At 56.6% G+C, this 21,641-nt stretch carries 21 protein-coding genes; 14 read left to right on the top strand and 7 right to left on the bottom strand.

The window, feature by feature from the left end; all coding sequences use genetic code 11:
• Positions 1–70: 70 nt before the first annotated feature.
• Positions 71–1,027 carry a cysteine synthase A gene (gene cysK / locus ACMHYW_RS03180; RefSeq protein ID WP_414500854.1) on the top strand — a complete coding sequence of 319 codons (957 nt, stop codon included), beginning with the start codon at positions 71–73 and terminating at the stop codon, positions 1,025–1,027.
• 101 nt (positions 1,028–1,128) lie between these two features.
• Here the strand turns inward: cysK and ACMHYW_RS03175 are convergent, their stop codons facing one another.
• A complete protein-coding gene (locus tag ACMHYW_RS03175) occupies positions 1,129–1,548 on the bottom strand; it encodes a hypothetical protein (protein ID WP_414500853.1) in 420 nt (139 codons plus the stop codon).
• A gap of 80 nt (positions 1,549–1,628) precedes the next feature.
• On the opposite strand from ACMHYW_RS03175, the gene ACMHYW_RS03170 reads away from it, so the two are divergent.
• The 5 genes from ACMHYW_RS03170 to ACMHYW_RS03150 all read left to right on the top strand — a co-directional run bounded on the left by ACMHYW_RS03170 (position 1,629) and on the right by ACMHYW_RS03150 (position 7,584).
• Positions 1,629–3,701 carry a S9 family peptidase gene (locus ACMHYW_RS03170; RefSeq protein WP_414500852.1) on the top strand — a complete coding sequence of 691 codons (2,073 nt, stop codon included), beginning with the start codon at positions 1,629–1,631 and terminating at the stop codon, positions 3,699–3,701.
• Positions 3,702–4,652: 951 nt separating this feature from the next.
• Positions 4,653–4,874, top strand: a complete 222-nt coding sequence (locus ACMHYW_RS03165) for a hypothetical protein (RefSeq protein ID WP_414500851.1) — start codon at positions 4,653–4,655, stop codon at positions 4,872–4,874.
• On the top strand, positions 4,871–5,719 hold the full coding sequence (cysT, locus tag ACMHYW_RS03160; RefSeq protein ID WP_414500850.1) for a sulfate ABC transporter permease subunit CysT: 849 nt from the start codon (positions 4,871–4,873) through the stop codon (positions 5,717–5,719). Before ACMHYW_RS03165 ends, cysT begins: the two co-directional genes overlap by 4 nt.
• Positions 5,716–6,543, top strand: a complete 828-nt coding sequence (gene cysW / locus ACMHYW_RS03155) for a sulfate ABC transporter permease subunit CysW (RefSeq protein WP_414500849.1) — start codon at positions 5,716–5,718, stop codon at positions 6,541–6,543. The genes cysT and cysW overlap by 4 nt, the downstream gene beginning before the upstream one ends.
• Positions 6,544–6,546: 3 nt before the next feature.
• Positions 6,547–7,584 (top strand): sulfate/molybdate ABC transporter ATP-binding protein, encoded by a 1,038-nt coding sequence (locus ACMHYW_RS03150; RefSeq protein WP_414500848.1) that lies wholly within the window; start codon positions 6,547–6,549, stop codon positions 7,582–7,584.
• 209 nt (positions 7,585–7,793) lie between these two features.
• On the opposite strand, the gene ACMHYW_RS03145 is transcribed toward ACMHYW_RS03150, so the two are convergent.
• On the bottom strand, positions 7,794–8,858 hold the full coding sequence (locus tag ACMHYW_RS03145) for a sulfate ABC transporter substrate-binding protein (protein ID WP_414500847.1): 1,065 nt from the start codon (positions 8,856–8,858) through the stop codon (positions 7,794–7,796).
• Between the two features lie 447 nt (positions 8,859–9,305).
• Between ACMHYW_RS03145 and ACMHYW_RS03140 the strand changes: the two genes are divergently transcribed.
• Positions 9,306–9,929 carry a hypothetical protein gene (locus ACMHYW_RS03140; RefSeq protein ID WP_414500846.1) on the top strand — a complete coding sequence of 208 codons (624 nt, stop codon included), beginning with the start codon at positions 9,306–9,308 and terminating at the stop codon, positions 9,927–9,929.
• A 596-nt stretch (positions 9,930–10,525) separates the two neighbouring features.
• On the opposite strand, the gene ACMHYW_RS03135 is transcribed toward ACMHYW_RS03140, so the two are convergent.
• Positions 10,526–10,948 carry a DoxX family protein gene (locus ACMHYW_RS03135; protein WP_414500845.1) on the bottom strand — a complete coding sequence of 141 codons (423 nt, stop codon included), beginning with the start codon at positions 10,946–10,948 and terminating at the stop codon, positions 10,526–10,528.
• A 358-nt stretch (positions 10,949–11,306) separates the two neighbouring features.
• Here ACMHYW_RS03135 and ACMHYW_RS03130 point away from each other — a divergent pair, with 358 nt between their 5' ends.
• The 7 genes from ACMHYW_RS03130 to ACMHYW_RS03100 all read left to right on the top strand — a co-directional run bounded on the left by ACMHYW_RS03130 (position 11,307) and on the right by ACMHYW_RS03100 (position 18,333).
• The gene (locus ACMHYW_RS03130; RefSeq protein WP_027705081.1) at positions 11,307–11,681 is read left to right on the top strand and encodes a winged helix-turn-helix transcriptional regulator; all 375 of its coding nucleotides are present in this window, start codon (positions 11,307–11,309) and stop codon (positions 11,679–11,681) included.
• Positions 11,682–12,539: 858 nt separating this feature from the next.
• Positions 12,540–13,736: a M20 family metallopeptidase gene (locus ACMHYW_RS03125; RefSeq protein WP_414500844.1), complete on the top strand. Its 1,197-nt coding sequence runs from the start codon at positions 12,540–12,542 to the stop codon at positions 13,734–13,736.
• A gap of 13 nt (positions 13,737–13,749) precedes the next feature.
• On the top strand, positions 13,750–14,790 hold the full coding sequence (locus ACMHYW_RS03120; RefSeq protein WP_414500843.1) for a methionine ABC transporter ATP-binding protein: 1,041 nt from the start codon (positions 13,750–13,752) through the stop codon (positions 14,788–14,790).
• Positions 14,780–15,436, top strand: a complete 657-nt coding sequence (locus ACMHYW_RS03115) for a methionine ABC transporter permease (RefSeq protein ID WP_414500842.1) — start codon at positions 14,780–14,782, stop codon at positions 15,434–15,436. Before ACMHYW_RS03120 ends, ACMHYW_RS03115 begins: the two co-directional genes overlap by 11 nt.
• Before the next feature lie 14 nt (positions 15,437–15,450).
• Positions 15,451–16,287 (top strand): MetQ/NlpA family ABC transporter substrate-binding protein, encoded by an 837-nt coding sequence (locus tag ACMHYW_RS03110; protein ID WP_414500841.1) that lies wholly within the window; start codon positions 15,451–15,453, stop codon positions 16,285–16,287.
• Between the two features lie 430 nt (positions 16,288–16,717).
• Positions 16,718–17,353, top strand: a complete 636-nt coding sequence (locus ACMHYW_RS03105) for a hypothetical protein (RefSeq protein WP_414500840.1) — start codon at positions 16,718–16,720, stop codon at positions 17,351–17,353.
• Positions 17,354–17,382: 29 nt separating this feature from the next.
• Positions 17,383–18,333: a hypothetical protein gene (locus tag ACMHYW_RS03100; protein ID WP_414500839.1), complete on the top strand. Its 951-nt coding sequence runs from the start codon at positions 17,383–17,385 to the stop codon at positions 18,331–18,333.
• Positions 18,334–18,523: 190 nt separating this feature from the next.
• Here the strand turns inward: ACMHYW_RS03100 and ACMHYW_RS03095 are convergent, their stop codons facing one another.
• The 4 genes from ACMHYW_RS03095 to rnd all read right to left on the bottom strand — a co-directional run bounded on the left by ACMHYW_RS03095 (position 18,524) and on the right by rnd (position 21,558).
• Positions 18,524–19,435 (bottom strand): cation diffusion facilitator family transporter, encoded by a 912-nt coding sequence (locus ACMHYW_RS03095; RefSeq protein ID WP_414500838.1) that lies wholly within the window; start codon positions 19,433–19,435, stop codon positions 18,524–18,526.
• A 205-nt stretch (positions 19,436–19,640) separates the two neighbouring features.
• Positions 19,641–20,123, bottom strand: coding sequence for a YcgN family cysteine cluster protein (locus ACMHYW_RS03090; protein ID WP_414500837.1), 483 nt, complete (start codon positions 20,121–20,123; stop codon positions 19,641–19,643).
• A complete protein-coding gene (locus ACMHYW_RS03085; RefSeq protein ID WP_414501462.1) occupies positions 20,123–20,419 on the bottom strand; it encodes a YcgL domain-containing protein in 297 nt (98 codons plus the stop codon). The genes ACMHYW_RS03090 and ACMHYW_RS03085 overlap by 1 nt, the downstream gene beginning before the upstream one ends.
• A 14-nt stretch (positions 20,420–20,433) precedes the next feature.
• Complete coding sequence (gene rnd, locus ACMHYW_RS03080) at positions 20,434–21,558, bottom strand: ribonuclease D (protein WP_414500836.1); 1,125 nt, start codon at positions 21,556–21,558, stop codon at positions 20,434–20,436.
• Between the last annotated feature and the right edge of the window lie 83 nt (positions 21,559–21,641).

Here is a 21,641-nt window from a genome sequence, read left to right as displayed (position 1 = left end):
TCAATCGCTTGTCGCCGTGCGCCACCGCATGCCACTGCAAGCCACTTCATTTGCTGCTAGGGAGCGTCTTATGAGCCGTATCGTCGAGGACAACACGGAAACCATTGGCAATACACCGCTAGTCCGCCTGCGCCGCGTGACCCAGCATCCGCGTGTCTACGCCAAAATCGAATCGCGCAACCCTGCGTTTTCGGTCAAGGATCGCGTGGGGGCCAACCTGCTGTGGAGCGCCGAGCAATCAGGCGAACTGAAGGAAGGCATGAGCATCGTCGAACCGACCTCCGGCAATACCGGAATCGCGTTGGCCTTTGCTGGTGCCGCACGCGGCTATAAGGTCATCCTGACCATGCCCTCTTCAATGAGCATTGAGCGCCGCAAGGTACTGAAGGCACTGGGAGCCGAGCTGGTACTGACTGAACCGGCCAAAGGCATGCAGGGAGCCGTCGACAAGGCAACCGAGATTCGTGACAGCGATCCGGCACGCTACTACCTTCCGCAGCAGTTCGAGAACCCGGCCAACCCCGAAATTCATGAACGGACGACCGGACCAGAGCTGTGGGAGGCAACCGACGGTGAGCTGGACGTACTGGTGGCAGGTGTAGGTACGGGCGGTACGCTGACCGGAATTTCACGCTACTTTGAGCATGCTCGCAAACGCCCGCTGCACTCGGTAGCGGTGGAGCCAGCCGAGTCCCCGATTATCAGTCAGGCGCTGGCGGGCCAACCACTGACACCCGCCGGACACAAGATTCAGGGAATCGGTGCAAACTTCATTCCGAAGAACCTAGACCTTGAGCTGGTCGATGACGTGCAGCCCGTGACCAGCGAAGACGCGATTGCCATGGCCCGTCGCTTGGCCACCGAGGAAGGCATTCTGTGCGGCATTTCCTGTGGTGCTGCCGTAGCAGCGGCCGTTCGACTAGCTGAACGCCCCGAGTTCCAGGACCGTTCGATTGCCGTCATTCTGCCCGATGGCGGTGAACGCTACCTGACGAGCCCGCTATTTGCAGATATCAACGTCGACTGATCTCATTTTGCACCAACAAAAAAGGCATCCATAAAGGATGCCTTTTTTCATTGCAGTGCTGACGATCAGCTGCTGCACTATAGCGTTGAATCAGCCGCCGTTCAGAGCGTTGGCTCGCGACGTTCACGCCGCTGCGGTTCAGCCTGCGTCGAGCCACCCGAGCTTTGATCATCGCCCGAGGCACGACGTGCACGCCAAGCACCGAACAAAACGCCCACCGCCCCACCGATGATGGCGGCCAGCAGTACGACCAGCAACGCCGTGCTTGCACGATGGCGCATGACGTCCATCATGGCGACGATAATCGCTGGCGCAACACCGGAGAAGCTATCGTCGGTGACGGTAGCGGTTTCATGGAAGCTCCACGGCATCCAACAGACGCCCGCAACGATGCCGACCAGCACCCATTGCAGCGTGCGTGGCAACCAGCGCGTGCCGAGCCACCCCATTATCAGTACGATAAGGGACAGCACAAGGTAGAGCATCCAGAGAGTAGGAAGAGAATTGAGCACCGAAGCCATTGTACGGATGTCTCCTCGTTTTCAAGACGTTTAACGAACAATGTTTAACGAACAATAGTGACTATGGTACACGCCCAGTGATGAAAGCGCAGTCTCCATCAAGACCCAAACGCCCCGTTGACCTTTTCTTTCAGGATCACGATCCCGAGTGGCTGTGGCTGGAATCGCGGGAAAACCCGCAGGTCCGGCGCTTTCTTGAGGCCGCCAATCAGGAAGCCGATGCCTGGTTCACGCCGCTAACGCCGCTGATCGAACGTCTGTATGACCAGCAACTAAAGCGCCGAGAACTGGCCGTGACCAGCCTATCCACCACGCTGCCCCATCATGTGTACTGGCACCGCACCGAAGCCGAGGCGGAATACCCCGTATGGTATCGGCATCCCATCGGCCAGCCTGAACAGCGCCAGACGCTGCTCGACCTGCCCACCCTTGCCCGTGAAACAGGGTTCGCCGAACTGGGTGACTTGGCCATTTCACCGGATGAACAATGGCTGGCTTGGACGCTCGATACCCGCGGCGATGAATACTACGACCTCTACATGCGCCGCCTGCCCTCAGGCGAACCGATCAAGCTGGCAGAGGGTATCGGCCCCGAGTTGATCTGGGCGGAAGATAACCGCCACTTGCTGTACAGCCACTACGATGGCACCCAGCGCCCGGCCAGCATATGGGCGATGGATACACAGCAGGCCGACGCGCCGTTCTGCCTGTTCGAAGAAAACGATACCGAATTCTGGGTTGGGCTGGGCAAAACACGCTCACGCCAGTGGCTGATGATCGAAACGGCGTCCAAGGACACCTCGGAAACGCACTTGCTGCCGGCCGATCTGTCTTCACGCTCGTTGAACTGTGTTCGCCCACGTGAAACGGGCATCGAATACCATCTGGACCATATGCCTGGTGTATTTCTGGTACTGCATAACACCACGCTACCGCAGGGGCAGCTTGATCTGGCGCCGGAAAGCGCTCCGGCACAGTGGCACGCCTGGCTTCCAGCACGAGAGGATGTCACGCTGGACGGCGTAGATGCCTTCGAATGGGGCATCGTGCTGACCGAGCGCTATCATGCGGATGCACAGGTACGGCTGCGCATTATCGAAGGGACGCCATCGGCTGCGGCATCAACGGCGACCTTTGCGGTGACCCATGATGCGCTGCTGCCACTGGAAGAATCGCCTTCCAGTCTGATGCTGGAGGACATCCCGCATTTCGACAGCCGCACGCTGCGCATCCGCGAAGAGAGTTTCACTACCCCACCGCGCTATATTGCCTGCGACCTCGACACGGGCAGTCGCACGCTGCTGAAGCAGCAGCCCGTCTATGGTGATCTTCAACCGAGCGATCTCGTTGCACGCCGCCTGTGGGCCACCGCACCGGATGGCGTAAAGGTACCGGTATCGGTCGTGATGACGAAAACGGCAGCCGCCAGTGGTGTACCGCTGCCCACGCTACTCTATGGCTACGGTGCCTATGGCGAAACGCTTGATCCGTGGTTCTCCATTCCGCGGCTGGGGCTGCTCGAACGCGGTGTCGCCTTTGCGGTGGCCCATGTCCGCGGTGGCGGTGACTGCGGCGAACCGTGGTACCGTGCCGGCAAGCTGGAACACAAGCACAACACGTTCACCGATTTCATTGCCGCTCGCGATGCGTTGGTCAATGAAGGCATCAGCGATGGGCAGCGTGTCGTGGCCCATGGTGGCAGTGCCGGTGGTCTGCTGGTAGGTGCCAGCATCAATCTGGCCCCGGAAGCCTTCTGCGCCGCCGTACTGGATGTGCCGTTTGTCGACGTGCTGCGTACGATGCAGAACCCCGATCTGCCACTGACAACGGCGGAATACACCGAATGGGGCAACCCCGAACGCCCCGATGTGTTTGAGCGCATCAAGGCCTACTCGCCGCTCGACAACCTGCGCGATCAACCTTGGCCCGCACTGTTCATTCAAGGCAGCTGGCACGACTCCCGCGTGGCCTATTGGGAGCCTGCCAAGCTCTATGCCCGCATCACGCAGGCGGGCACGGCTCGAGGCCCTGTGCTGATGCGCACTGAAATGGATGCCGGTCACAGTGGTGCCTCGGGGCGCTTCGAAGCATGGCGCGATGCCGCGCGACAGGACGCGTTCATTCTGTGGGCGCTGCAATGTGCCGATAGATAGCACCACCCCGCCGTGATAGCTGGCCCACAGCAGATCGTATACACGGTGGCTGTGGGCCCATCGAACTGAGCGACCCAGCGCTACCTCCATCATGCGCACAGCCTCCCTACGCTGGCAGGGTAAGCAGCGGCATCGGTATAAATCTGATGGCAAGGTGAGCGAGATATCACTCATCTTGCCATCACACTAGCCACTAAAATGCTGTGGCACTAAGAGGCTGTTTCATAACCTCAGCGATTGCTTCTACCCTTTCTCTAAAATAGACGGCTTCTACTCTCTAAAATAGACGGCTTCTACCGCAATGTTGTGGCTTGAAACTCCTTCAATGACATGGGTATTGGGGTTAGGAAGCACGCTCTAAGAGGCTGTTTCATAACCTGAGTGATTGCTTTTACCCTTTCCTTCTACCGCTCTACCGCAATGTTGTAGCTTGAAGCCCCCTCAACGACATGGGTAGTAGGGGTATGAAACACGCTTTAAACCCACTGTATGCAGACAAACACCGGCATCTCTCGCGTTAAAGGATGATCGTCAAAAGAATTCAACCATAAGTGGCTATGCGCAATGCAGTCTCGCTTGCCTATTAGCGTGTTACATGTTTGATAACTTGTACTTCAAAACTAAGATTACTATCGCGACCCACGCTTATAATTCAGATACATTTCCCCCCCGGCCATAGGGCCTCTCGGTCATTGTGAGCCTCACCGTTCCGCCGTTTATGCGCTCCTGCACGTCCTCCCAACACGCTCGCCTTCATATTCCTATAGCATCCTGTTCTAGCGCACGGGAAGCACTGCGCTTCTAAGGTTAGAGAAAAAGGAACTAGCCCGTTAATTGTCAGCCGATTACAAAGCTGTTTACTCTAAAACCTCATTATTTCATGACTCGATGACATGAAGAGACGCCCGCGTCGCCTTATGCCATCGGCCGTGGCTGACAGGAGGGTTCGTCATGACACTTTCATTCGTACTGCGCGCGTTCTTTCAGAAGATCGCTTACGTTGTTCGCCTTGAAGAAAGTGCGGTACAGCACGCAGCGAGCGGTATGCCGCGCGTTTTCATGCTGGCAGACGAGGGTCTTGGCGGCCTGACGACCTTCAGCCCATCGCTATGGCAAGCACAGGCCAGCGAAACGGCACCCCACGACCGCGGCAGGAGTACTGCGTCCCAATGAGCGATTCGACCTTGCTATCGACGCGTCGCGTACTACCTGGATTTACCTTGTCGCTGGGCACGACGCTGCTTTACGCCGCATTAATCCTGCTGCTGCCACTGACCAGCCTGATTGGGCAGCTGTCGCAGCTATCTTGGGCAGAGTACTGGGGGGTCATTACCGATTCACGCAACATCGCGAGTTACAAGGTGACCGTTCTGACCGCACTGGCAGCGTCGGTCATCAATGTGCTGACGGGGTTGTTGCTGGCCTGGGTGCTGGTGCGCTATCGCTTTCCCGGTCGCACTCTGCTTGATGCGCTGATTGATCTGCCGTTTGCGCTGCCCACTGCCGTTGCCGGCATCACGCTGGCCACACTGTACGCACCAAACGGTGCACTGGGAGCATGGCTGGCCAAAGTGGGCATTACGGTGTCTTACTCGCCGCTGGGCATCATCATGGCCATGGTATTCACGAGCCTGCCTTTCGTGGTGCGCAGCGTACAGCCCATTCTGGAAGAACTGCCGGCAACACTCGAAGAAGCGGCCGTATCGCTGGGTGCAACCGAGCGTCAGACGTTCTGGCGTGCGCTGTTTCCGATGGTGTGGCCCGCGCTGTTGACAGGTGGTGCGCTGAGCCTGGCCCGCTCGCTGGGCGAATACGGTGCGGTGATCTTCATCGCTGGCAATACCCCTTACAAGACCGAGGTGATGTCGCTGGCTATCGTCACGCAGCTTGAAGAATACAGCTACGCCAACGCCGCGGCACTGGCATCGCTGGTGCTGGCCTCATCGCTGCTGCTTCTACTGTTCATCAACGCGTGGCAGGCCCGCTTCTTCCGCCGCCTTCATGGAGGCGAGACATGATCAGGATCGGCTATCAGCGCACTGTTCGGCGCGTGCTGATCGGTGCCGCCAGCCTAGTCGCGCTCTGGCTGCTACTAGTGCCCCTCATCGCCATTGTTGTGCAGGCCTTCGCGCAAGGGATTCAACCGTTCTGGGCCAGTATCACCGACCTCTACACGGTCAAAGCACTACTGCTTACCTTGCTGGTGGCGGTAATCACCGTGCCGATCAATCTGGTGTTCGGGGTCACGCTGGCATGGCTGATCACGCGATTCTCATTTCCCGGGCGTCGCCTGCTGCAGACCCTGATCGACATTCCCTTTGCGGTGTCCCCGGTCATCGCGGGGCTACTGTACCTGCTGTTGTATGGCACCAATGGCTGGCTGGGCGGCTGGCTTGCAGGCCACGACATACAGCTGATGTTTGCATGGCCGGGCATCGTGCTGGTCACGCTGTTCGTGACCTGCCCATTCGTCGCGCGTGAGGTCATTCCCGTCATGCAGGTACAAGGACGTCTGGAAGAGGAAGCGGCTGTGACACTGGGGGCTAACAGCTGGACGCTGTTCTTCCGTATCACACTGCCCAATATCCGTCTGGCGCTGCTGTACGGTGTGGTACTGACCAATGCGCGCGCCATCGGCGAGTTTGGAGCCGTATCCATCGTATCGGGGGCTATTCGCGGTGAAACCAGCACACTGCCACTACAGGTCCAGCAGCTCTATCAGGATTACAACATCGTAGGCGCCTTTGCGAGTGCATTGATACTGGCACTGCTGGCGGTCCTCACCCTGTTGATCAAGGCGCTGCTGGACCGTCATGCCCAGCCGCACACCGAAGGAGAGTAACGGATGAGCATCATCGTAGATCAGGTAGCACGCCGCTTCGGAGACGTCACGGCCCTGCATCCGACCTCTCTGGAAATAAGACAAGGAGAACTGGTCGGATTGCTGGGGCCGTCAGGCTCCGGCAAGACGACGCTGCTGCGCATTATTGCCGGTCTGGAACACCCCACCGCGGGCCGCATCCTTTTCGGTGACCGAGACATGACGGCAGTACATGTGCGCCATCGTCAGATCGGCTTCGTGTTCCAGCACTACGCCTTGTTCCGCCATATGACGGTCTTCGAGAACATTGCGTTCGGGCTTCGCGTGCAGCCTCGTGCTCAGCGTCTTTCGCCACAAGCGATTGCCGAGCGAGTGAATAACCTGCTGGACACGATCCAGCTGTCCCCTCTGGCCAAGCGCCTGCCCGCGCAGCTGTCCGGTGGTCAGCAGCAGCGTGTGGCACTGGCTCGCGCGTTGGCCGTCGAGCCCAAAGTGCTGTTGATGGATGAACCGTTCGGCGCGCTCGATACTCAGGTACGCGTCGAGATGCGCCGCTGGCTGCGTGCACTGCACGACAAGCTCAAATTCACCTGTGTCTTCGTCACCCACGATCAAGAGGAAGCGCTCGAACTGTCGGACCGTGTTGCAGTGATGAGCCACGGCCGTATCGAGCAGATCGACACGCCCACAGCCCTCTATCAGGCCCCCAGCAACACGTTCGTGTTCAATTTTCTGGGAGAAAGCAACCTGTTCAAGGGCCAGCTGACAGACGGCCTACTGACATGCGGTGAAGCCTACCTGCCCGCCCAGAGCACCACGGTGCAGATTCGTCCCTACGACCTAGGACTCGACCGCCAGCCCGACGCGTCCAAGGCATATCTGCCCGTCGATATCCATGACGTTGTATCGTTGGGCGCGCATGTCCGCGTCGAACTGCACGCACCGTGGCTGGAACGCCCTTGGCACGCCTTGCTGCCCCACCATATTGCGGAACAGCAGCGCTTCACGCGCGGCGAGCGTGTCTTCGCAACACCTCATCACCTGTTCAGTTTTCCCATGTAAGCACTGGCGGCCCACCTCGTTACCTCATGCTTGATAACGCTGAGTATCGATAGAAAGGCCTTCACCACAAGTTCCGGCGACAAAAAAGCCATCCGTCCCTCTCGACACGCAAGACGATAGACACGCCATAACAATAAAAACATAACAATAAAAAAAGGGGCCTTAGGCCCCTTTTCTCTATGACGATAGCGAACAGATGTGGAGTGCGATCAGCGCTTGTAGATCTGATCGAAGGTACCGCCGTTGGCAAAGTGAGTCTTCTGTGCCGCCTGCCAGCCACCAAAATCGTCGATTGTCGTCAGCTGGAAGCTCGGGAACCGGTCCAGCAGCGCTTTCGGGACACCTTCAGTACGGCGGGGTCGATAGAAGTTCTCTGCCACGATGCGCTGCCCTTCTGGAGAGTACAGATGCTCCAGATAAGCCTTGGCGGCCTGCTCGGCCTTCGGCCCTTTACGCTCGACGTTACCGGAGACCAGCGCTACAGGCGGCTCAGTCAGAATGCTGATTGACGGCGTCACGATCTCGTAATCCTGCCCACCCGATTCCTTCAGCGCCAAGAACGCTTCGTTTTCCCACGCAATCAGCACATCCCCCAGCCCACGCTGAACAAAGGTATTGGTCGCACCGCGCGCGCCACTGTCCAGCACCGGTACATGCTTGAACAGCTGCGTCACAAATGCCTGCGCATCGGCCTGCGCTTTTGCCACGTCCGCCTTGCGCGCCGGATCATGCAAAGCCTTCAGATCACCCAGCGACTGTTTCAGCCCATACCCCCATGCCGCCAGATAATTCCAGCGTGCGCCGCCTGAGGTCTTGGGGTTCGGCGTGATCACCGAAATGCCGGGCTTGATCAGATCATCCCAGTCCTTGATGTGCTTAGGATTGCCCTTGCGCACTAAAAATACGATCGTGGAAGTATAGGGAGAACTGCGGTCGGGCAACGCCTTCTGCCAGTCCGGCGCGACCAGCTTGCGCCCGCGTTCCGCGATGGCGTCAATATCATAGGCCAGTGCCAGTGTCGCTACGTCCGCAGGTGCCCCCTCGATAATGCTGCGTGCCTGGGTTCCCGACCCACCATGGCTTTGGCGGATCGATACCTGATCACCGCTCTGCTGCCGATACCATTGGCTAAAAGCTTGGTTGTACTGCTGGTACAGCTCTCGTGTCGGATCGTAGGACACGTTCAGCAGTGAAATGTCCTCTGCATGCGCCACCGGCTGATAAGCCAGCCACAACGGGAGTAGCCATGCTACTTTCTTGAATGTCGATGCCATGCTGTCGTACTCCTGCTGCCGTAATGGATGAAAGGGCCTGCTTCGAGTGTACGAAGCAATACCCTGTCAACAGAAATACTGATTGGTAAGGTTGTTATGCGGATCGGCTATCCATGGTGATGGTAGAAGATCGACGATAACTTTCGCCCTCTTCCCCTCATAATATTCTCACTCTTCAATATTCAGAAATATCGTCATTATCATGCCATCTTAATATCAGTAAGCCCTTACGCTCCTTTAATATGCCACATTATAAAGAAGAATAAATATCAAATTTCTATGGCCTCTATGCCGATATCAATGACCATCAACACCATGACAAATCACATGCACCGATAAAAAGGATTTCATTTAATTAAATGATGCATGTAACGCTATCAATCAATACATATATTTATATTCAGAATGGCACCGCACATCTTAGCCGAGGTGGCAGGAGGGGATGCAATGACAGGGGCACTCGTTGAATTCACGCACCATGACCATCAGGACAGCGTCTACACCACCAAAATTGGCCTGATCTTCAGAAAGACGCTCACCATCACGGCAGAAGGGCTGCGGTGGAAAAATCGCTTTATTCATTTCAATGACATTGCCGCAACCGGCTGGGGCGGGCTGTACCCTATCTACAGCTTCATCCCAACCGGCACGATCTACTGCATTCTGCTGCAGGATGACCGCGATCGCTTTCCGACCCAGATCGTGACGCGCCGCAAGAGCGTATACAAGAAGATAGTCGAGCAGCTGTGGGAACATGCTTGCTCGCGCCTGATGATCTCGCTGCTGGTAGGCCTGCAACATGGCAAGCGCTATCGGTTTTCAAGCGCTGTCATCGACGACCGAGGGCTGTATATCTCACGCCCTCGCCTGTTAAGGCCGTCGGAGATGTTTTACTTCACATGGGATCGCGTCGACCTGTGGAGCAACAACGGCCAACTGTTCATTGGCCAGCGTAATGGGCTGTTCCATCAGCTGCCTTATGCCTCGTGCGACAACATCCATTTGCTCGAAGCGATGGTGTCTTCAGCCATCGAACACGGCTACGATCAGCTCAGCCAATTATTGGAATAGAGCGGATGGCCTTGTACGCCCCTACGCCCCGCTCTGAGGTAGGCGCCAGCAAGTGCGAGCGCCCTTCTAAACGTTCTCTCAGCATGAATGAAGGTATATCCACTGGCGATTAAGGCCATTGGCAAATACAGAGGCATGCTGCTTTGAATGCAGCTGCGCCAGATTTTTGCGGCAGGATAACAGCAAGGGCAACAAGCAAGGGAACAACAAAAGAAAGCACCATTTACGGCATAGACAAGCAGAACAATGGGGGGTTAGAGGCTGTTTCATCACCTGGATAATTGCTTTTACTCTGTCCAAAACAGACAGCTTCTACCGCAACTGTATGCTTTGAAGCCTCCTCAATGACATGGGTATGGGAGTATAAAACATCCCCTTAAGACAACCGCGTGGGACAGCCAATTGTCCTTTTCTATCTTGAGAGCGACACCGCTAGCGCTCGATAAACGATGAATATCGGTATAGAAAAAGCATCCGCTCATCGCATTTGAATCTTGCGTCATGCCTGACGCAATACATCTACGATTAGCGCTCTAGCAAACTATTCGTGCAGCCGCCTGATAATGGCATATTCAGACGGCCGCACCTTCACGCCGTCATGACCAGCGTGAGTTGGCCCCCAGTGCATAGCGACCAGCACCCAGGAACATGATGCTAAGCCCGCCGAAGAAATACAGCGCTTCGGTTTCCAGAGCCCATGCACCGACGTCCGTCAGCGAGAAGAAACGCCCCATGCCCACCAGCAGCGTCGCAACCAGCAGGTTAAAGGCATACACCAGCGCTGCAGGACGTGTCAGCACACCGATGATGATCAGGATCGGCGCAACGATTTCACCGATAAAGACGCCGTAGGCAATAAAACCCGGAATGCCCTTGGCTTCTAGCATGGCCGAGATCCAGCCGATACCGTGCAGGGCTTTTGAAACGCCGTGGAACAGCATCAGGATGCCGAACGTCAGGCGCAGCAGCAGTCGCCCAAAATCAGAGTGAGCCACTACGGTATTGAATCGAGTAAGCATGGAAACCTCCTAAGGTTTACAGTCAGGTCATTTGCTATGAAAAGGCATTCACGTGCCTACTGATGCTAGACCCCCTCGTGGTCGCTAAACGTTGTCGACCCCATAGAGAGGTAGGTATAGTCAAAATGGCACACTTCGCGCAGGAAAACAGCGTCCTCGCTCGAGTGGCATAAGCCTAGCGTTCGGTACAGGACAGCTCGCCTTCAGCCGCTGCGGCAGGCGACCGATACACACCCAGACGCCTTGCTAGGCAATGAAAATCATTTTCAGCTTATACACAATGGTAATGTCGCGAAAGAAGGCACCTGCACGACACTACGTTACCTCCGAGTGACTACCTCAAGAGAACACAGTGGTTATGAGTGAACGGTTTACCTACGATATCTACAACGACTGCTGTCCAGCCCGAGAAGTGCTGGGGCGGCTTGCCGACAAATGGGCCTTGCTGATTCTGGATCGGTTAGAACAGGGACCCGTTCGCTTCAACAGCCTGCGGCGCGACATACAGGGCATTTCACAAAAGATGCTGACGCAGTCCCTGCGTCGACTTGAGCGCGATGGCCTGGTTCACCGCGAAGTGCAGCCCACCGTACCGGTCACGGTTGAATACAGTCTGACAAGACTGGGACAGACGCTTACGGAGACCGTCACGGTGCTCACTCATTGGGCCGAACACAACATGAATGCCATCATCGCCGCCCAGACGGCCTACGACGAGGCCCAGCAAGCCTGAAAGCCGTTCTGTCAGCCCCACCGCACTCCTGACAATCGCCCCGCCGCTTTCCATGGCGGCGACGACAGCACGTCAGCACTACGCCACGCCCAGCCAGCGGTGTCACCGACACGTTTCCGCCCTCTCAACGGGGCGGCGTGCGAGCATGCCAACAACGCCCCCCACCGACCATCAGACAACGCTCAGCGGCACATCGCGCTATAGCGGCTGACGTTACGCGAGCAATGGCAGCCGAACATATGGCACTGATCCTTCACGCATGCCGCGGCCCAAATGTCATCGTCGCGCAAGGCAGGTAACCCTACCTACGTTGACTGCTGCGACATTTATTATCAACGATATCCTGTATAGCCGTATTATTCCGACGCTAATCATAGGTAATACGACGACTCTATTCTTATTATTTAATGAAGATAAATAAGACGATCGCGCCCTATTTCCTGCTGGAGTCCTGACAAAAAAAGCACCGTGCGCACCGTCGGCGGCGCATCGTGTGCTGTGGCAGCAACTCCCGTCTTCATCGCGCCTCACCAAAGCAACGGCCCATTCCCCCATCGTTATCATCAATGAATCTTTATCACGAATGTAAAAGAAACACTGCACCTATTATATCTTAAGATCATATGCGTCTAGCCCCTCGATTGACGCTCCACATCATATGTTTTAAGAATATGTAAATAACGCGCACTTAAATTTTTTATTTATTTCATATCGTCGTGTTCTACGCCGTCAGATCAGCATTTTTTTATTTCATCACATAAAAATAGCGATTGCTGACCATGACCGCTTATCGCGGTCATGGCGTCGCGCGCACCGACATTCGACGATCCTGACATTAATACCAAAGGGATGGGGCAGATGGCACTACGCGACGCAATCGACACCTTCGTGGAGACATTCTTAGACGATTACCAGCAGGCAGCACTGCAGATCCACGCAACGCCTGAAACCAGCAATCATGAGTTCTTTGCCCGCGATACCCTAGTGGCTCTGCTGGAGCAGCAAGGGTTTGCCGTACGGCAGGAGGTGGCAGGCCATCGCACCGCGTTCGATGCCCGCTACACCAGCGCGAAGCCCGGTCCCGTCATCGTGTTTCTTGCCGAGTATGATGCCTTGCCCGATATCGGCCATGCCTGCGGTCATAACCTATTCGGCACCACATCATCGCTGGCCGCCAGTGCGCTGCGCCATGTCATCGACGAGATCGGTGGTGAAGTCCGGGTATACGGTACACCGGGCGAGGAAGGCGGTGAACACGGCTGGGCCAAAGACAGTTTCGTGAAGGCGGGCTTCTTCGACGATGTCGATGCAGCGCTGTGCGCTCACCCCGGCTATCGACACACCCGCACCTCGCCCTCTCTGGCGGTGGACATGGTGGATGTGCAGTTCGTTGGTAAGGCCGCTCACGCCGCAGCCCGGCCTGAAGCAGGCATCAATGCGCTGGATGCCGTCATTCAGGTCTTCAATGGCGTCAATGCTTGGCGTCAGCAGTTGCCGCCGGGAGCACGCGTTCACGGCATCATCACCGATGGCGGTTCCGCCCCCAACATCATTCCCGAGCACGCCAGTGCCAAGTTTTTTCTCCGAGCCGAAACACGTCCGGTGCTGAATGCCATGACCGAACGGTTCCGCAATATCGTGCAGGGCGCAGCGCTGGCAACAGGCGCGTCAGCCTTCTTCGACAAATATGACAACAAACTGGATAACACGCTGATCATCCGTGAATTCGATGATGTCTATGCCCGCAACCTTGCACTGTACGGCCAGACGCTCGAAGAAAAACCGGTGAACGAAGGCTACGGTTCCAGCGATGTGGGCAACGTCAGCCAGCTCGTACCAACGATTCAGCCCATGATCAGCATTTCGGACACGCCAATCGTGCTGCATTCACTAGACTCAAGAGAGGCTGCCAAGAGTCGCAAGGGACTGGACAGCATCGGTCTAGGTGCACGAGTACTGGCCCTGACAGCCATCGAGCTTATCCAGACGCCTTCACTGCTGACGTCCATTACCGCCGCCCATCGGCATGTGCTCGAGGCACAGCAGGCAAAGTGACAGAGAAGACGAAATGATCAGATTTCAGCACATAACGAAGTCATTCTCGCAGAGGCAGAACAATGTTCTGGCACTGGATGACATCACCCTCGATATCCCCAAAGGCGAGATATTTGGTCTTATCGGTCACAGCGGTGCGGGCAAGAGCACGCTGGTACGCCTGATTAATGCGCTGGAAACACCGACCAGTGGCAGCGTGTTCATCGACGGACGCGACCTCACTCAGGCCTCACCGCAGGCCGTGCGACAACAGAAGAAGAAGATCGGTATGGTCTTCCAGCACTTCAACCTGCTGGAAAACCGCACCGTGGCCGAGAACGTCGGCCTGCCGCTGGTACTCAACGGGGTCAAAAAATCAAAGCGCAGGAAGATCGTCGATGACCTGCTCGACTACGTGGGATTGAAGGATAAGAAAGATGTTTACCCGCGTGCTCTGTCCGGCGGCCAAAAGCAGCGCGTGGGTATTGCGCGCGCGCTTACCAACAGGCCGGATATCCTGCTGTGCGACGAAGCCACCTCAGCGCTGGACCCACAGACGACGCGCTCCATTCTCGACCTGCTGAAAAGGATTAATCGGGAACACGGCGTCACTATTGTTATCGTCACACACGAGATGAGCGTGGTCACTTATGCGTGCCACAGCTTGGCGGTGATGAGCGGTGGCCGCGTGGTCGAACAGGGCAAAACCCCCGCCTTGTTCAAGGCACCCACGCACCCGGTAACGCGCCAATTCGTTAATGCCATTATCAATCAGAAACTGCCGGTGACCGTGTTCAGATCACTGTCACAGACTGACGCCGACCACCTCTACCGGCTGGAATTTCTCAATCCGACCGCCAACGAGCAGGCACTGACCCAGCTTATTCGCCGCGGTGACGTCGAACTCAGCATCATCTTCGCCAACATGATCGATATCCAAGGCGACATCATCGGCCACATGTTCGTGATCTTAAAAGGTCAGGAACAGGAGATCGCCAATGCACTTGAGTACCTTTCATCGCAGGACATAAAAGCGGTACAGATCGACCCTCGGGAGTTCCAGCATGACGACTAACATCACCACCGGACTTTTCCTGCAGTCGGCCTACCAGACCCTCTTCATGACCGGCGTATCGTTCGCGATCGGCGCGGTGCTGGGCATGGGGCTGGCCTTGATCCTGATCCTGACGCGCCCACTGGGGCTGAAGCAGAACGTTCCGCTATATACGGTCATCAGCACCATCATCAATATCCTGCGCTCACTGCCCTCGCTCATACTGATGATCGCCGTGATACCGCTAACACATCTGATTGTCGGCAGCTCGATCGGCTCGACGGCGGCGATTGTGCCACTGACCCTCTTCATCACGCCTTATATCGCACGCCTGCTGGAAAACTCTCTGCTGGAGATCAACACCGGCATTATCGAAGCCGCCGATGCCATGGGAGCGACCACCTTCCAGATCATCTGGCACTTTATGCTGCCCGAAGCCAGCCCCTCGATCGCTCTGAGCTACACCACGTCGATCATCACCCTAATCGGTGCCACGGCGATGGCCGGCGCCATCGGGGGCGGCGGTATCGGTGACTTGGCGATCAGCTATGGCTACCAGCGTTTCGACAACGTCGCGATGATCATCACGGTCGTCACACTGATCATCGTCGTACAGCTACTACAATCACTGGGCAATGCCCTATCCCGATACTTCAAAGGGAACTGAGAGGAATAACGATCATGAAGACCTATCTGCTTGGTGCATCACTGGCCGCCGTACTGGTTCCCTTTGCCCTTGCTGGCTGTGGCCACGACAAAGCCCCTGTCGGCAGCGACAAGAATGACATTACGATGGGAATCTCACCGGGACCGTACAGCGAGCTGTTCATTTCCGCGGTAGAGCCGATTTTGCAGCAGAAAGGCTATACGGTGAAGCACGTGAACTTCACGGGGCTGCTGGAATCCGATGTGGCCATCAACGAAGGCTCTGTAGACTTCAATGTGGATCAGCACACCGCATACTTGAACACGTTCAACACCCAGCGCGGTGCTGACCTGACGCCGCTGGTGCGCATTCCAACCGTGGCCGCCGCCATTTTCTCGACGCGTCATGCATCTCTGAACGACATTGGCGCCCATGCCAAGATCGCGATTCCACAGGATCCTTCCAACACCTCGCGCGCCTACCGTCTGCTTGAGAAAGCAGGCTGGATAAAACTGAAGGCCGATGCTAACCCGGTGCTGCTGACGCGCAATGACATCGCCGACAACCTCAAGCAGATTGACATCGTCGAGATGGATTCAGCGAATATTCCGAGGACGCTGCAGGACGTCGACTATGCCGTTATTCCCGGCAGCGTGGCCTATGCCTCCCAGGTTGATCAGAGCAAGAGCCTGCTGCGCGAAGACCTGATCGATAATCTATATCTGGTCGTGGCCGTCAAGGCTGGCAACGAGAAGACGAAGTGGGCTGAAGAGATCAAGCAAGCGTATCTTTCTAACGACTTCAAACAGTATGTCATCACCCACAATGCCAATGATTTCTGGAACCTGCCTCCGGAACTCCAACAGCAGTAAGCCCCTTTGTGTACCTCACCTTGCCTTCCCACTCGGGAAGGCTTTTTAGCCTGTTCTGAATTGTTACTCGTGATAACACGTATTCTTGAAGTGACCACTCTCACGGCAGCGGCTTTGGCACGTGCCTTTATCAAGCACTTATTGTCATCCTTATTTATACAACAGTAATAAGGCCTGTTTGCATAATCCCACTAACATTCCCACCAATGTACTTGTTCTGCCACAATGACGCATATCATTGGCACTGGCGTTCCGCTAGAATACCGCCTATCTGTTGCCGGGTTATTATCCGCAACCCACTGTCTGGGTCTCGCTCGTTATTATAATGCTACACATTTTAGAATACGTTCTTAATTATTGTGATCATTATTGCGCACACGTGGCGAACCACGATCTGCTTTTATTAATTATCGCCTAGAGATACCGCCGTATGACCGATAACGCCACACCGTCCCCGGCCCCCGCCACGCAGACGCCAATATATGAAGTGAAGATAGGTTTAATATTCAGAAGCACGCTGACCATCACGCAGGAAGGCGTGCAATGGAGAGGCCGCTTCGTGCGCTTCAGCGACATCGTCTCCACAGGTTGGGGCGGTACGCGCCACATCTACAACGGCATTCCAACCGGTACAACCTATGATATCCATCTAGACGATCGCCAAAAACGCCGCCCCATGACGATCCGCACCCGCCGTAAAGCGGTATACAGCACTATCGTCGACACGATCTGGCAGATGGCAGGCATTGAGATTTTGACACGCCTGCTGGAAGGGCTCCGCGCAGGTGAGCGCTATGTGGTTGGTGGGTCGATGGTCAGCGATGAAGGAATCCATATCAGTCGTAAGAAGCTGTTCAAGGATCCCGAAGTCGTGTTTTTCCCGTGGCGACAGGTCAGTGTGGTACGCCAACAGGGCAATTGCATCATCCATGGCGAGCGCGGCTTCAGCGAATGTCTGCCCTACAATGAGAACAACAACACCCACATCATTGACTACGCCATAGAGATGGCGCTGCAGAACGGCCTGACGCGCCTAAGTGACATGCTTCAGCCGGCCGCGCAGTGAATACCGCCATCTATAGGGATACACGTTCTATGAGTAATCAAGCCTCTCCTGCATCGCATCATATGAGGCTGTACGCGGGTGGAATAACACTGTCTGTCCTGCTCGCGGTCTACTACTGGCATGCCGCACCATTGGCGGCCTTCGTGCAGAAAGCCCTACCTGCGTCGATGGGCCTTTGTTCACCAATGATCCGTGCCACCGTCGGCCTTACCGTGCCGGGCCTAATCGTCGGCACGGTGCTGTGCCTGATTTGGCCGCTCGTCCGCGCTAACCTTGCCTCCGCGCCCCGTGATGAATCAGCCGTCCTGGCGGCGTTCCTCCACGCACGACGACCAACATCCTCGTCAGCTTACATGGCCATCGTCGTTACGCTGATCTGTGCCTACAACCTGTTCTTGCTGACGCCGCCCGACTCCCTCCTCGACTACGGCACCAACCTGATGAACGTGCTCTATCCGCTGATATCAAAGTGGGGGCTGGTCATGTTCGCAATAGTCGGGGTCATCTGGGATCGCTGGGCGGCACGGCAGTTCAAATCAGCCATCGTTCTGCTCACTCTGGTGCTGGCGTTGCTGTTCTTCTCACCCGTGATACTGAGCATCGCCCCGTTACTGGCCTACAGCCATGACACGATACCGTACGAGCTGACGTACCTGATACTTTCCAAGGTACCGTTGGTCATCGGCATGGCGATCATCACCGACCTGTTTCGGCGCATCGACACGAACACAGGCTATTTCGGCGTCGCGCTGAGTTCGATCGTCGTGATGCTGCTGTCCTCGTCATTGCTCACCACTAATGCCATTGCCATGCTGGTTTGCTGTGGGATATTCGGCACGCTACGCGCCGCAGGTGTATCACTGCGTATCATGCTAGGCCTGCATGTGCTGTCACAGGTGTCGGCTTATCTGATCTTCAAGGGGGGGTATCTGCTGCACTATATGCCGACCAACCTGCCTCATCCCTTCGCGTATTACTAAACAGATAGAGAGACATAAGCGCAGGCTATACACGATAAGAAAGGCGGTGCAGAGGCAAAACGCTGCGTGACACCCGATGCCTTTCCTCTGCGGCCTTTTCTCGGACATCTTCACCATACGACAACGCCCATGCCGTCAGGTCGACGACATGGGCGTTGTCATGGAGGGGTAACCTATCCGCCTACCGGACTCAAGGCGACATCCATTTTTCATCACAAGTGAAGGAGATTGTCAGCCAGCGGTGCGGTGAGGGCTTGCCGAGCGCATCGGCCAGTTCTTGGCGAATAACGTCCAACGTCTTCAGGGTTTCGACGTGGTAGTCATCGGGCACCAGAATATGAATTTCGATGAAGCGCCCTCTGCCATGCTGCTCGACGTAGGTTTCGTAACCAATAAAGCCGTAGCGCTTAACGATAGCCGAGACTTTCTCCTGCACGCGTGCATCTAGCGGTTCTGGTGCCATCCCGAGCACCTCGCGGAATGACGGCATTAGTATCTCCATCGCCATCGGGAACATGGCAATCGCCAACAGTACCAGCAACAGCGGGTCCACATAGACCGACAGCCACGCCCACTGTGTCTGCTGCAACCACCACGCCAGCAGGAAGCTGACCATCAGCCCTGCTGACAGCATTGCATCGACGAGCCAGCTCACGTTGTCGTATTGGATCAGGCGTGATTTGAGCGTTCGGTTGCGGTTGCGGACGTAAAAGAAGAAGGAACCGTTCAGCACAGTGAATAGTACAGCGTATACGGACGCGGCACCGAACTCGACGGCGTGACCACCGCCAATGATACCGATAACGCCATTGACCAGCGCGTAGATAGCGATGACGAAGACGAACGCGCCCTCTAGCACCAGTACCATCGGTTCAAGATGCCAGAAGCCGAACTGGAAACGGTCGCTGGTTTGTCGCTCGACGAGCCGAACGATGAAGAACATCAGCAGTTTGATGGCGACGGCAATGACCGAGAAGTAACCGTCGAAGAGGATGGAATGCGATCCAGAGTACACCCCAAAGCCGAGGCCGCCGATGGCGACGAGGGACATCATCAGGGTGGAGTAGGTGATCAGTCTTTGCTCAAGGCGACTGGTCTTCATGGTGACACCAGAGGGTTATGGAAATGCGGCATCCCGTTCGGCTTGTCGTCAGGCGGGATGTACTGTCGTCGTGACAGTGCCTCTAGTGTATATGAAGCGCATCGGAAAGCGCAGAGGGAGCCACGCGCTGTTTTCGTTTTCCATCACGAAACAACACGGGCTCCCTCCGGGGCATTGCGGGTACAAACGTCTCGGCGTTTAACGCTCATCGAAACGATGGCGCAATCGGCAGGATAGCAATGATATGGTCGTCCAGCTGAGCATCAGTCACATTGGCTTCCGAGTACACGCGTCCTGCAACGCTGATGCCCTTCTCGCGCATGCGACGGTCGCTGCCCGCTCGCAGGGGGTGCCAACCGGCCAGTGCACGGTGTTCGTACAGGCGGCGATACGCGCAACTGTTGGGTAGCCAGCTGTATTCTTCCAGTTTGTCACGGCTGAGCTGCAGGCACTCCGGTACACGCGAAAAGCGGTTTTCGTAATCGCTGCAGCGCGCCGTCTTGGTATCCATCAAACGACACACCACATCGGTGATGGCCCGCTCGCCGCTGTCGGGGTCTTCCAGCTTGATCTGGCAGCACTGACCGCAGCCATCGCACAGCGCTTCCCACTCGGCATCGGTCATCTCTTCGAGCGAATAGCGCTCCCAGAAACGCTCACGCAGCTCAGGAACAGCTCCCGTACTCATCAGTAACGTCCCTCTGTCGGTGCGCTGTAGGCGTTCAGCCCCTGCACGGTGCCATCCTTCGGCGGTGGCAGCTGCAGATGGAAGCCTTTCGCTTCGATATCGCCCAGTACCGTCGTCGCATCAACGCGCGCCATTGAGCGCTCGGGCGTCAGCACGAACACAATCGACGGTTCCGGAACCCCGAATTCGGCCAGCAGTGCTTCAGGCACGCGCGCCAACCCTTCTGCCTTTTCGACAAACAGGTACATGCCGTCATGGCGCTTACTGCGATAGACCTGACACAGGCAACGTTGCATCACGATGGAACTCCTTACTTGGCAGCAGGCTGAACGAAGACCGTGTCCCATATCGGCGCAAGCAGCGGTGCACGCCAGTCATCCGGCAGCGCAGGACGCATCCCGTACAACCATTCGGTAATCCACTCTTCACGCTCGCGGCGACGCATCAGCAGTTCCGGCGCGATACCGAGCGATTCGGCAACCTCATTTACGGCGGCACGCAACGGCTTAAGCGTGGATTTCCATGCGGGGCCTTGCTGTGAAGGCAACGTCTTGGGCAGCTCACTTTCAGGCAGCGCCAGTACGCCCTGGATTATGCCCAGCACGGTTTCGCCGTCGCGCTTGATAAAAGAAGGCCGCAAGCCTTGGATATCAGCCAAGCTGTAAATGTTCTTCGGCAGACGCTCGGCGATGGTCATCAGCTGCCCATCGTTGGCCAGATAGCCACGCGGGATGTTGCGACGGCGGATTTCCTCTTCACGCCATGTGCACAGGCGGGCCAGTGCAGCCAGTCGGCGCGCATCAAGCCGCCACGCCTGACGATGGCGCAGATAGTAGTGCGAGTGATCGACGGGATGGGACGCCGCCTCAATCATCGCCTGACAGCACGCTTCGACCCAGCTCAGGCGCCCCGAGGCGGTCAGCTCTGCCTTCTGCTGCGCCCAGATCGGCGGCAGGTACTGAACGTCCAGAGCCGCGTAGCGGCACTGAGTTTCAGTCAGCGGGCGCTGAGTCCAATCGGAACGTGTGGCATCCTTGGGCAGATCGACGCCCAGCCGCTGTTCAACCAATCGTTTGTAACCCATGCCTGCCTCGCCACAGCAGAAGCCTTCGGCGACCTGAGTGTCGATCATCGGGCGTGGAATATCCCCTAGCCACAGCTGGAAGATTTCCAGATCTTCGCCGCAGGCATGCAGCAGCTTGACCGGCCCTTCCGGCCCCAGTAGCTGACGGACGGCATCGGTGGGCGCCACCGCCATCGGGTCGATTAGCCACGCCTGCTGACCGTTCCCAAGCTGAATCAGGGCCGGAATCGGGGCAAAGGTGGTCTCACGCAGAAACTCGGTATCGACACCGATGACGTCGCTCTGCGCCAACTGGGCACAGGCATCATTCAACGCCTCAGGGCTATCGATCCAGAACCAGGGCTGGGTCATGGCAGGTTACTCGTATCCAATCCGTTCGACGATGCATCCGTGCGACACGGATGGCAGACAAAGGAAAAAGCGGGCACGAAGCC

This window comes from Zymobacter sp. IVIA_12111.31 C1, assembly GCF_047495495.1.
In the GTDB taxonomy this organism is placed as follows: Bacteria; Pseudomonadota; Gammaproteobacteria; order Pseudomonadales; family Halomonadaceae; genus Zymobacter.
This window is presented reverse-complemented; position numbering and strand designations above follow the sequence as displayed.